Source organism: Arthrobacter sp. StoSoilB5, from assembly GCF_019977235.1.
In the GTDB taxonomy this organism is placed as follows: Bacteria; Actinomycetota; Actinomycetes; order Actinomycetales; family Micrococcaceae; genus Arthrobacter.
On sequence record NZ_AP024646.1, the window covers coordinates 717580 to 729671 of the forward strand.

The following is a 12092-nucleotide window of genomic DNA, read 5'->3' on the forward strand; positions in this document are numbered from 1 at the left end:
ATGATCTACTCAAGCGGTTCGCCGAAGGTGATCCGGGACCTGCATGCTGCCGCAGTCCAACGGAACATCTACGGTAGAACCGGTCCCGCGATCCGTTCCATGGTGAGGCACGACGCCCCGCGCGGGAGGCCGGGGGAGATCGGCTCACCATCAATAAGTTCACTTTGCGGTGCGTGCGGTCCAGCCGGCAAAGGTCAGACAGACGTAGCGCTCCATCAGGATTGCAGCCTACGCGGAAGTGCCCCCGCCATCGGTGGGGGCCCTTCCTGTTTCAGATGAGTGGCTGCCATTTAAGGCTACCGGTGCTCCGTATTACTGAGGTATGTTCACGTCGGCCGGATGGTCTCCAGCCTTCTTGTCATCGTAGGCAGCGCCGCCGAGGCCGCACAGTTGCGCAGCGGTGAGTCCTGCCGGTGCCGCCCCGAGCGAGGTGAGCGGGACGCCGTCGACGGTCACGTCGCTGGGGTACAGCGAGTTGTCCGCGGACTTGCAAACCAGCACGATGATCTTGAAATCACGGGGATCCGTGAACGTCAGGCTGATGGTTGCTCCCGCCGTGACGGTGGCTCGCTGATCGGCTGCAGTGTCGTAGCCTGCGGGCGTCGTCGTTTCAACCACCCAGTACTCGCCGGCAAGAATGTTTGTGAACGAGCAATCGCCGCTGGCATTCGTGGTGCAGGTGAGTCCTGTCGTGGTGTCCTCCACGCCACGCGGTGCTGCAAGCGGTGCGGCGTTATTGAACAACGTGAAGACGGCACCGGCCAGGGATGCTCCACTGCCTGTTCCGTCGTCCCGCTTGTGGACGTTGATCGCGCCCTTCGCAGTGTTCGTGTAGGTGCAATCAACTGTGCCTTGGAATCCCAAGATAATGTCAACGGTTGCGCCATTTGGAGTCGCTGACGTGCCTGTTCCGGTCACAGTGCATTGCAGGTTCGTGAGCGTCCAACCTGAGGGCAGTGTGCTTTCAGTGACACTGTAGGTTCCCGCGGGTACGGAGGTGCCGTAATCCTGGGTTCCGCCATTGGCCAGGTTGAAGCTAGCAGGTGTCAGTCCGCCGGTGGTGCTGTAGCCGAAGGTTGCGTCCCCGCCTACCGTGACCTTATGGATCTTTATGGAACCGCACTTGCTGAAGTTCAGCGGCACAGGAGCAATAAAGTCCTTCAAAGCGGCAGTGAACGAGTCCGAGGACCGGCTCTTCAAATACGCGCCACTGAAGGTCTCACAGGAGCCAGCCGGAATGATGCCGGCATCGGTCAGGTTGATTGCCGCTTCGCCAAACGTGCGGGCACTGAGGGTCCGTGGTGCGTTCGGGGCGATGGGGTCCACTACTGAACCTGTAGTTGGGTTGTTCGCCGGATCGTTTATGGATCCCTCGAAGTTGCCAGCCAGGGGCTGTACTGGTCCCCAGCAAGGCGTGCTGTTGGCTGAATCGCACAGCTCCTTTCCACCGCTGGTAACCCACCGGTGGAAGCCCAGCGTGGGATTTGTACCACCTTGGGAGAGATCGTATTTGATCAGGACGTCGCCCTCGCTGCGGACTGGGGTCACGCCGTTGGCTGACACCGCAGTGCTCTTGTTGAACTCGAAGTCCATATTCGTGGTGCCTGTCGGCTCCTGGACGCGCTCCCAGGCTAAGTAGGCGTAGTCCTTATTATTGGATTCGGTCTTCAAGTAGGCATAAAAGCGGAGCAGGTCACTCTTATTGTTCGGGATGGAACCCGTGACCACGGACGGGACGGCGGTGTCTTCCTTAGTGCCTTGGCCAAATGAGTTGTCACTCTGGCCTGTGGCCAGGTCGATTCCACAACCAGAGATGGGAGCAACGCAACTGATGGGAGCGTTGGCCCAATCCTGTGTCTCATCATTGAGGACGAGGTTGCCGTCGGCCGCATCAAACGGGCTTCCGGTAAGGTTGGCTTGGGCAGCGGTGGCCGAGAGGACTAAAGCCAGACAGGCTGCGGCCGCACCAATCGAGGTAAGTTTCTTGTTTCTCATTGGGGTGCCTGATTTCAATTTACACACGAAATCCATACGGCCCGGACGGGGATATCCGGCGCCGCGACATTCCCCCCCACTGGTCCAACTGATGGCTGGCGTCTGAATAACGAACCACTCTGAGACTTGAGTGGCAGTAGCTGCCCGGGTTGCTCCGAAACAGCAACGATGCGCGGACAGCCCATGTGGGGCGGAGGCCCCTTGTACATGAGTTACCTACGGACCAATAAGAACCCGGCCGTTATCACCGGGAACACGATGATCGTAGGCCCAGACGGCAGCCAAATCAACGTTTCGCGGGAGAACTTGTCCGTTCCACAACGATCGACGCCGGCGCTGACCCACCCGCGGCATCCGGGTTGGCGATGTACAGGACGTCCTCGCTGATCCGCGCTTCGATCCCCGCCCCGGTGAGCCGACGCAACAGGGGCTCAAGATCGGCGTCGTACTCAAAAGCGAGGTCACCGGACTCTGCAGCCGCGCCGTGGACCACGCGCAGGATACCGCCGTTTTTGGCGGTAAACGTTGCGGATTCGTCATCCGACGTCCGCGGACGGGCTCCGATGTTGCGGAGCTCCTGTGCGGAATCGTCGACGCCGGGACTCACCCAGGTGGCCACCACGGCGAGAGCCGGATCGGCTTTGTCCGACGTCGCCCAAGTGCCGTCCCCGGCGCGCTGGGCGGGGTCAGCCAGGAACGTGAAGCCATCCCGGGCAGTGATCTGCACGGTCTGGCCGTGTGAGGCCTCGGTGACCTCTGCGATGGTTCCGTCGTCCTGCGTGCGCCGGGCGAACTCTTCCAACGCGCCAACCTCGACGCCAAAGATCGTGACGCCGTCCTGCGGTGCGCCGCTCATCGCCGGCGTGTGTTCCACCCGGTGCAACGCTAGCCGACCCGAGCCGGCGTCGAACTCCAACCACTCGTTATCCTTGACGGTGTTGACCATGCCCAGTGCCTCCAGCAGTTCAGTCCACTGATGCGGGCGGGAGGTGAAGTGGATGGGGCGGGCTCGCAACATGGGTCCTCCTGGGCTGGCTTCACTGGCACTCCGGCTTCTGTCCTCCAGCCTATGCCGTCCGGTTTGCCGCAGAATGAACCCATGCCCATTGAGCTCGAAGAATTGATCGTCAAGGACGCGGCCGAATGGCGGGCGTGGCTTGAAGAACACGCTGCCGACAGTCCTGGTGTGTGGCTGGTCCTGCACAAAAAGGGCGGGAACGTCACGGAGTTGGACTACGACGCCGCATTGGACGAGGCGCTGTGTTTCGGCTGGATCGATGGCCAATCCAAGAGCCGTGACGCCGAAAGCTACTTCCAGCGCATGACCCCACGGGGTCGCCGGAGCATCTGGTCAGCGCGGAACGTTGGGCATATTGCCCGCTTGGACCAGGAAGGCAAGATGACAGCAGCCGGGTGGGCCGCCGTCGACGCCGCCAAAGCCGATGGGCGCTGGGAAGCTGCGTACGCCGGACCCGCCGATTCGGTGGTTCCCAATGATCTCGCAGCTGCCATCGCCGCTGTTCCGGAGGCGCAAGCCATGTTCGACGTCCTGACGTCCCAGAACCGCTTCGCACTCATCCATCGGACCAACCTTGTCAAAAGGGCGGACACACGGGAGAAGAAAATCGCTGGTTTTGTGGAGATGCTCGCACGGCACGAGGCACCGTACCCGCAGAAGAAGCGCCCGGCTTCCGGACCCCAGTAGTCAGCCGGGCACCAGTATTCAGCCCTCGATGGGGAACGCCACGCCCTCGCCCACCACGCGAAGGCTGAGCTCAGTGCCGGGCTTGGTGATGGAAGCATTCCAGTGCCGGATAGTAATGATCTCGCCTCCGCCGGGGTAACGGTGGCCATGTCCGGAGAGAACACCGTCTGCCGCGGTGTATGCCGCGAGCCTTATCCGAACAGTTGTTTCGGGCCCGAAGTAGTCAGTATCCACAACCACCCCGCGGATGGGGCCGTCCGGGGCGATGCGGATCTGTTCGGGGCGGAGCATGAGCTGCACCTTTCCCTGTGCCGGTGGTCGTCGTACCGGGATCCCGCCGAGGGAGCACGTGGCCAAGGACCCTTCCATCCAGGCGTCCAGGATCACGGCGTCGCCGAGGAACTCCGCTGTTGCCCGGTCCGCCGGGCGCGTGTAGACCACAAAAGGGTTGCCAATTTGTGCCAGCTTGCCTCCGCGCATGATGGCTACTTGATCGGCAAAGGAGAGGGCTTCGGCTTGGTCGTGCGTTACCAGGATGGTTGTGACGCCTGCCGCATTGAGCACCTTGGCCACTGCCCGGCGGGTAGCTACGCGGAGCCCGGCGTCGAGTGCGGAGAACGGCTCATCCAACAACATGAGTTCGGGTTCGCGGGCCAGGGCACGCGCCAGGGCAACGCGCTGTTGTTGACCGCCTGACAACTGGTGCGGCCGTCGCTTCGCCATGGACCCATCCAGCGACACCATTTCGAGTAGTTCCTTGACGCGGGACGCTACAGCCCGCCGGCCGCCGTCGAGCTTTCCGGAATCCAACCCAAAGGCGACGTTCTGCCCTACCGTCAAGTGCGGGAAAAGGGCACCGTCCTGGGCAACGTATCCCACCTGCCGTTTGTGCGCAGGAATCCACACACCATCGCCCGCAACCGTTGAGCCATTCAGGGAAATCGTGCCGGTGTCTGGATGCTCGAAGCCGGCGATCAAGCGAAGCAGTGTGGTTTTGCCCGAGCCTGAAGGGCCAACAATGGCCGTGGTTCCGCCCTTGGCTACGGAAAGATTGACGCCCTTCAGCACAGCCTGGGAACCAAAATTCTTTGTGACCTCGGCGATGTCCAAGTGCGTGTTGGTCGTGGGCACAATGGATGGCGCGACACGGGGTGACGGGAGCCTGGATGGGGATTGTTCGGTCACTGTCCGGCAACTTTCTTGGACTGTTGGAAAAGAAGATAGGTCATGGGGGCGGAAAGCACGATCATCAACAGTGCATAGGGTGCAGCGCCTGAGTAGTCGATCTCGCTGCTCTTGCTCCAGAACTCCGTTGCCAGCGTGCGGGTTCCATTGGGCGAAAGAAGAAGAGTGGCCGTGAGCTCGTTGACGATGGCCAGGAAGACAAGTGCAGCGCCGCCTGCCGCAGCAGGTGCGGTGAGCCGCAAAGTCACCCTGAAGAAGGACACCAGCGGAGCCTTGCCCAGGGATTGAGCGGCTTCATCGAGCTCCTTGGGTGCCTGGGCCAGGCCGGAGCGGATGTTAACCAGCGCGCGGGGGAGGAAGAGGAGCACATAGGCGGCGACCAGCACGCCGGCAGTTTGGTAGATGCCGGGAACGGCGCGGATGCTGACGGTGACGAAGGCAAGGCCCACCACGATTCCCGGCAGGGAGCTGGTCACGTAGTTGGACAGTTCAAGCATCTTGCTGAACCAGCTGGGATGCCGGACCGCCAAGTAGGCCATGGGAAAAGCCACGATGGTGGTAACAGCGGCGCCGACGGCCCCGTACAGGAGGGTCTGCAGCAGGGCGGGCATGAACTCGTCGGCGGCCCATACCTCGGTGCCTCCGGCCACAAGCCATCGCAGGACGAACCAGACAGGAAGCCCAAACGCCAACGTTGTCAGGGTCAGCAGGGCGAGCTGGGCCGGAGCCTGGTATCCGCGCAAGTGCACCCGGATTGCTTTGGCTTGGGCACCAGAGCCAATCCGTGCATAACGGGCTGTGCCGCGGCTCTTCACCTCCGCGAGAAGGAGAAGCAAGCACAGGAATACCAGGACACTGGCCAGCATGTTTCCGGCGGCACCGTTAAACGTCGACTGGAATTGGACCATGATCGCCGTCGTGAAGGTATCAAAACGGATCATCGCGAAAGCGCCATACTCCGCAAGGAGGTGCAACGCCACCAGCAACGCACCGCCAGTCATGGCGATACGAAGCTGCGGCAGCACCACCCGGAAGAATGCAGCCCACGGACCCAAGCCAAGTGACGCGGCAGATTGTTCGATGGCCGGATCCAACCTGCCCAGCGTGGCGGCCGCGGGAATGTAGACCAACGGGAAATAGGAGAGGGTGGCGATGAGCACACCTGACCAGATCCCCTGCAGGGAAGGCACAGCCGAGACCCACGCGTAGCTGTTGACGAAGGCAGGGATGGCAAGGGGAGCGGCCAGTGCCACAGCCCACCAGCGGTTCCCGCGCAGCTTGGTGCGCTCCACCAACCAGGCGCCACCCACCCCAAGAATGAGGCACAACGGCACCGTCAGGACCATCAACATAATGGTGTTCAACAGCAGTTCGCCAACGCGCGGGCGCACGATAAGTTCGACGGCGGTGTCCCAGCCTGTCGCTGCCGTCATGAAGATGACGTAGCCCAAAGGCATAAGGGAAAACAGCGCGATCAGGACCGCCAGCAAGGACACCGTGGAAACGCCGAATGGCGGGCGAGGGCGTTTGCCCTTGCCCGCCGTCGTCGTGCTCCCTGGCGACTGTGAAACGTTGGGAGCCGATAGATCAGTGGTCACAGAATTACAGGAGTCCTGCCTTGGTCATCAGATCGGTGACCTTGGTGGAGTTCAGCTTGGCCGGGTCAACGGTGGGCGCCTGCAGGTCCTTGATCGGGACAAGCTTGTCATTGGCGTCCACCTGCGAGGCGATGGCGTACTCGAACGAGGTACCGGTCTTGAGGACTTCCTGGCCCTTCTTGCCAGTAATGAACTTCAGGAACGCCTGGGCGTCCGCTGCCTTCTTGGAGGACTTCAGGACGCCGCCGCCGGAGACGGACAGGAACGCGCCCGGATCCTGGTTCTTGAAGAAGTATGGCGTGACGTTCTTGGAGTTCTCGCCGGTCTTGGCTTGATCGCCATAGTAGTAATAGTGGTAGATCAGAGCGGCGTCCACTTCACCGGCGTTGACGGCCTTCATGGCCGTGCTGTTGCCCTTGTAGGCCTTGAAGTTTTCCTTCATGCCCTTGAGCCATTCTTCGGTGACGGCTTCACCCTTGAGTTCGAGCAGGGCTGCGACGATCGCCTGGAAGTCAGCACCCGACGGTGAAGCGGCCCACTTGCCCTTCCACTCAGGGTTCGCCAAGTCAAGCATGGACTTGGGCAGCTTGTCTTCGCTGATCTTGTTCTTGTCGTACACCAGGACGGTGGAGCGGGCCGCGATGCCGGTCCACTTGCCCGTGGACGGACGGAATTCGGCGGGGACCTGGTCCAACGTGGCTTTGTCTACGTCGGCAAAGAGTCCGGCGTTCTCCACCTGCGCCATTGCGGGGGAGTTCTCCGTGAGGAAGACGTCTGCCGGCGAAGCAGCACCCTCCTGGACGATCTGGTTGGACAGTTCGGTGTCCGAGCCCTGGCGCATGGTGACTTTGATGCCGGTTTCCTTGGTGAAGGAATCCACCCATTCCTTGGTCAGGCTCTCGTGCTGCGCGTTGTACACCGTGATGCCTTCGCCAGAGGCAGCGTCTGATGGCGACCCGGAGGCGGCGGGGGCGCCGGCGTTGGATCCACAGGCGGTGAGGCCAAGGGCGGCGGAGGCGAGCAGGGCAATTCCCGCCAGCGCGTTTTTGGAGAGCTTCATGAAGGCTTCTTTCTGCGAACAAAGACACCGAGTGCCAAGTTTGGGGCTTGGTCCGTGTGAGCGGGAAGGTTTGGAGAGCCCGCTGAGAAAAGCGTAGGTTAGGCAAACCTATGCTTCCAAAGCTTGGGGCCCTTATGTGATAAGGATCACAAGAATTACGGAACTGTTGCGTGCCGTAATTGTGCAGGCCTAGGTCGCCAGTGTCGCTGCGGCTTCCAGCGCCATCCACGCTTGCAGTTGGGTGGAAAGCTCGACGACGGTCCCCGTCGGATACGTCTCAGTGGCCGGACGCAGTGGGCTGGGGGAGAAAACGACGCTTGGTCTTTGGGGGTCACCGTCGGCCTTCCAGCGGCCATCCCAGAAGGCCTTGGCTGTGCTGACTACCAGGACCTCAGCTGTTTCGCGGGTGGCTTCCGGCAGACGCTGATCCTTGGCCGCGAGGGCCAGGTAGCGGATCAGGATGCCTGTGAAGAGTCCGCCGTCCCCGGTTCCATCCCCGTGGATTACCTGCGTGCCGGGTACGGTGAGCTCCCTCGCAATGGCTTCCACCAATTGGGCGGCGCGGTCCAGGTTCTCCTCTCCGCCAAGCTCCAGTAGCGCGCCCAGGATCGGCCCTTGGTTGTAGGTGTAGACCGCATCCTCAAGGACGATTTCCCCATTCCGTATGCGTAGGCCGTCCAGGTAAAGGCCGCGTTGCGGGTGCAGCAGCTTGCTGTTCAGCCAGTTCACCAACGCTTGAGCCCGCTCGCGGTGATCTGTTCTTGCGAAGTAGAGCGCCGCCGGCGCCGTTGCGGGAGTGTTCTTGAAATCCCGCTTGGTGCTCCAGAACGTTCCGCCGCCCAGATCGTCCGTGGAAGCCGAATCGAATTGCAGGGTGAGGCTTTTCTGGACGTAGGCATTTCGGCGCCGTCCTGGCTTCCGTGTCTCCTTGGCCAGTTGTTCCAACCGGAGGGTGGACAGTGCCAGCCACGCCATATCGTCGTAGTAGTCATTGACGAACCTGAAGAAGTTCCGGAGCCGGATGGTGGTGACAAGCCGGGAAGCGAGCCGTCCCGCGCTCGGGCGGGAGTCGCCGTCGAACTTTGTCCGGGTAGCGAGTTCGCGGCGGCCGGTGTCCACCAGGCAGTCCACGTAGTGCGCCTGCCACCAGTAGTGCCACGGGCCAAAAACGCTGCGGAAGCCCCGCGAGGGGATGCAGACGATGCCGATGTGCGTCCCCGGAAGGAAGAACAGCCGCCGGCCGAAAGCGCGCGTCACAGACCGTGCTGCTTCATCTGCCCGCATCGCCCAGACGGCCGCCTCTGTGGCAGGTTGTTGCTGGCCGGCGGGGGTGCTTTCGGTGGGCATGGAATCAGCCTATCGGGCGGCCGGGGTGCGTTGGATCACAATTCCAGTTAACATGCATTAACGGATTTGAGTCTGCATCAAGGAGGATGGATGGACATCAACGGCACGGTTGCGCTGGTCACCGGCGGGGCGTCAGGCTTGGGCGCGGCAACCGCCAAGCGCTTGTTCGACGGCGGAGCGTCGGTGGTGCTGGTGGACCTGCCGCAATCTGCCGGGGAGGGTTTCGCGGCGGAGCTGAACTCTGCTGGCTCGGATGCGGCTGGTTCTGCCAGCGGGCACTCGGGTCCACGCGCCGTCTTTGTCCCTGCAGACGTAACGAATGAGGCCCAAGTACAGGCCGCCGTCGACGCCGCAGCTTCACTGGGAACCCTGCGCATTGTGGTCAACTGTGCCGGCGTCGCCACGCCAGGCAAGGTCCTGGGCCGCGACGGTGTCCTCCCGCTCGAGACGTTCAACAAAGTCATCCAGATCAATCTCGTTGGAACTTTCAATGTCATCCGCCTGGCAGCAGCGGCCATGGTGGAAAGCGAGCCGGTTTCCACGGAATTGGGCGGACCCGAGCGCGGAGTCATTATCAACACGGCGTCCGTCGCCGCCTTCGAGGGCCAGATCGGCCAGCCAGCATATGCCGCATCAAAAGGCGCTGTTGCGGCGATGACCTTGCCCCTGGCCCGCGAGTTCGCCCGCTCCCTGATCCGCGTTGACACCATTGCACCCGGCATCTTCGAAACCCCCATGATGGCCGGATTGCCACAAGCGGCGCAGGAATCCCTCGGGCAGCAGGTACCCCACCCCGCCCGGCTGGGCCGCGCGGCCGAATACGCCAACCTTGCAGCACACATCGTCGAAAATGCCATGCTGAACGGCGAGACGATCCGGCTGGACGGCGCCATCCGCATGGGCCTCAAATGATGGGCGACTACAGCGGCGCCCCGATTCCCGCGGGATTGGTGGGTCAAGTACCAGCGTCTGTGGCTGACCTGCCTACGGCTGATTTCTTCGACTTTGAATCACTCCTGAGCGTCCAGGAACAGCGAAAGCTCAACGAGCTCCGCTCCTTCCTTGCCTCCGAGATTGCCCCCTATGCAGGGCAGTGGTGGGACAAGGCCGAGTTCCCGGAACACATCCTGCCCAAGCTGGCGGCACTCCGGCTCAGCGCCCCGGCGCAGCGTGGTTACACACACTTGTTCGCCGGATTGGTCATAGCCGAGATGACGCGCGTGGACACCTCCATCGCGACGTTCTTCATGGTCCACCACGATCTCTTCGTTGAGTCGCTCTACGACTTTGGCAGCGACGCCCAGCAGGACAAATACCTCGACGACGCCTCGAACCTCCGCACCACAGGCGCCTTCGCGCTCACCGAACCAGAGCATGGGTCCGACGTCGCGGGCGGCATGCAGACAACAGCCCGGCGCGTGGAAAGAGCGGAGTCCGACGGCGGTGACTACTGGGTGATCAACGGCGCCAAACGCTGGATCGGCAATGGGACGTTCTGCGACTACATGCTGGTGTGGGCCAAGGACGAAAGCGACGGCGCTGTCCGGGCATTCATCGTGGACGCCTCCTTGCCGGGCATCACCCGGAGCCGGATCGAGAACAAGATCGCGCTGCGGACTGTGCAGAACGCCGATATTCTTTTCGAAAACGTCCACGTGGCGGAAGCGGACCGTTTCGCCGGCATCAGCAGTTTCGCGGATACCAACCACCTCCTGCGTGGCTCACGGATCATGGTCGCCTGGCAGGCGGTCGGCCAACAATTGGCGGCCTTCGATATTGCCCGGCAGTATGCCGTGGAGCGGATGCAGTTCGGTAAACCCCTCGCCAGGTTCCAGCTGATCCAGCAGCACCTGGTGGACATGCTCGGTAACGCCGTGGCAAGCATGGGGATGATGGTGCGGATCGCCCAATTGCAGGAGGACATTTCCCGCGACGCGCAGGGCGCCCGCCATGGCGGCGCCGACATGGCCCAGGTGGCTCTCGCAAAGGCCTATTGCAGTGCAAGGATGCGTGAAACCGTGGCCTTGGGACGCTCCATCCTGGGCGGAAACGGCATCGTCACCGACTACAAAATCGCGAAGATCTTCGCCGACGCCGAGGCCATCTTCACCTATGAGGGCTCATACGAGATCAACTCACTGATCGTGGGCCGTGCAGTAACGGGGGTCTCTGCTATCGTCTAGCCGGCCACTGCCCTGGCTCTGCGTCGCTTACTCCTGAGGGATCTTTTCGCCAGCCTCAACGCGGACATCGATGGAATTTCCGCGCACGGGCATCGGGCAGGTGCCATATGGAGTAAAGGCGCTGGGGTAATTGATGGCGCGGTTGAAGTCGATGACCACGGATCCATCAGGCCGGGGGCGGGGGATGAAAACCTTCCGCCATTCATCCGTGGTGTCGCCGTTGGTCTCATCGTGGAAGGTCACATTCAAGGCACCGAGTTTCTCTTCCTCGGCGTGGAGGCGAACCTCATGGGGAACGCCAGGAACCCGGAACACCACCTCTCCGACCGAACGATGGATGCCGTCCACCAAGGGGTTGGCCGTTCCGATGGGTACATCCACGGGCTCGTCATAGGGCTCGAAGCGGCCTTGGATCACCCATTCCGGGTTGTAGTCGTAGATGGGGACCCCGGCGAAATCCGTAAAAACGGGCGAACCCGCATCACGGGTCCGGATGGCGTACTTGTCCGCCCGCATCGCAAGTTCCACCACCACCTGCTTGCCGTCGTGGCCACCGAACTGCACCCACATCAGGGACTCTTCATCCTGCAGGTTTGCGGTCACTGTGCCATCAACCCTGTCGCCCGTCTCAACGAAAGTCAGGCCGTCCTCGATGGTGGCCGTAAGGGTTGCAGTCGTGCCGTCCGAAGACCACAGCCCGGGGACAAATTCGACTTCCGAAGGCTCCGTCTCAAGCCATTGAAAGGACGTCAGGGTCAGCCAGCCATGGTCCGTGGCCAGTGCTGCATTCCGGGCCGTGCGGAACCGCTCCCAACGGGCAAGCTGGGCGTCTGTTGCAGTGGTGGGCGAGCTCATGGTTCTCCTCGGCTGATGTGAGCCACGGTTGGCGGCGTTGCAATCTCCTCAACTATGCGCTGCCGCTGTGCATTCCCGGAAGCGGGCATTCGGGGGAGCGGGCGTCCCCGAAGCGGGCGTTTGGGGAGACGGGCGTTGGGGGCAACGATGGGCCGTGCACCCCG

10 protein-coding genes are annotated in these 12092 nt (G+C 62.2%); 3 read left to right on the forward strand and 7 right to left on the reverse strand.

Features of this window, described 5'->3' with window-relative positions; all coding sequences use genetic code 11:
- Positions 1–312: 312 nt before the first annotated feature.
- Both LDN75_RS03470 and LDN75_RS03475 read right to left on the reverse strand, forming a co-directional pair.
- Positions 313–1995, reverse strand: coding sequence for a prealbumin-like fold domain-containing protein (locus LDN75_RS03470; protein ID WP_223935794.1), 1683 nt, complete (start codon positions 1993–1995; stop codon positions 313–315).
- Positions 1996–2281: 286 nt separating this feature from the next.
- The gene (locus LDN75_RS03475; protein ID WP_223935795.1) at positions 2282–3013 is read right to left on the reverse strand and encodes a hypothetical protein; all 732 of its coding nucleotides are present in this window, start codon (positions 3011–3013) and stop codon (positions 2282–2284) included.
- Positions 3014–3094: 81 nt separating this feature from the next.
- On the opposite strand from LDN75_RS03475, the gene LDN75_RS03480 reads away from it, so the two are divergent.
- Positions 3095–3700 (forward strand): YdeI/OmpD-associated family protein, encoded by a 606-nt coding sequence (locus tag LDN75_RS03480; RefSeq protein WP_223935796.1) that lies wholly within the window; start codon positions 3095–3097, stop codon positions 3698–3700.
- 18 nt (positions 3701–3718) lie between these two features.
- Here LDN75_RS03480 and LDN75_RS03485 read toward each other — a convergent pair whose 3' ends face one another.
- The 4 genes from LDN75_RS03485 to LDN75_RS03500 form a co-directional block, all read right to left on the reverse strand.
- A complete protein-coding gene (locus LDN75_RS03485) occupies positions 3719–4885 on the reverse strand; it encodes an ABC transporter ATP-binding protein (RefSeq protein WP_223935797.1) in 1167 nt (388 codons plus the stop codon).
- Positions 4882–6483 (reverse strand): iron ABC transporter permease, encoded by a 1602-nt coding sequence (locus LDN75_RS03490; protein ID WP_223935798.1) that lies wholly within the window; start codon positions 6481–6483, stop codon positions 4882–4884. The genes LDN75_RS03485 and LDN75_RS03490 overlap by 4 nt, the downstream gene beginning before the upstream one ends.
- A 4-nt stretch (positions 6484–6487) precedes the next feature.
- Positions 6488–7543 carry an iron ABC transporter substrate-binding protein gene (locus tag LDN75_RS03495; protein WP_223935799.1) on the reverse strand — a complete coding sequence of 352 codons (1056 nt, stop codon included), beginning with the start codon at positions 7541–7543 and terminating at the stop codon, positions 6488–6490.
- 189 nt (positions 7544–7732) lie between these two features.
- A complete protein-coding gene (locus LDN75_RS03500) occupies positions 7733–8890 on the reverse strand; it encodes a glycoside hydrolase family 76 protein (RefSeq protein ID WP_223935800.1) in 1158 nt (385 codons plus the stop codon).
- 90 nt (positions 8891–8980) lie between these two features.
- On the opposite strand from LDN75_RS03500, the gene LDN75_RS03505 reads away from it, so the two are divergent.
- Positions 8981–9802, forward strand: coding sequence for an SDR family NAD(P)-dependent oxidoreductase (locus LDN75_RS03505; RefSeq protein WP_223935801.1), 822 nt, complete (start codon positions 8981–8983; stop codon positions 9800–9802).
- A complete protein-coding gene (locus tag LDN75_RS03510) occupies positions 9802–11073 on the forward strand; it encodes an acyl-CoA dehydrogenase family protein (RefSeq protein WP_223937469.1) in 1272 nt (423 codons plus the stop codon). Before LDN75_RS03505 ends, LDN75_RS03510 begins: the two co-directional genes overlap by 1 nt.
- A 27-nt stretch (positions 11074–11100) precedes the next feature.
- Here the strand turns inward: LDN75_RS03510 and LDN75_RS03515 are convergent, their stop codons facing one another.
- Positions 11101–11928, reverse strand: a complete 828-nt coding sequence (locus tag LDN75_RS03515) for a DUF1684 domain-containing protein (protein WP_223935802.1) — start codon at positions 11926–11928, stop codon at positions 11101–11103.
- Between the last annotated feature and the right edge of the window lie 164 nt (positions 11929–12092).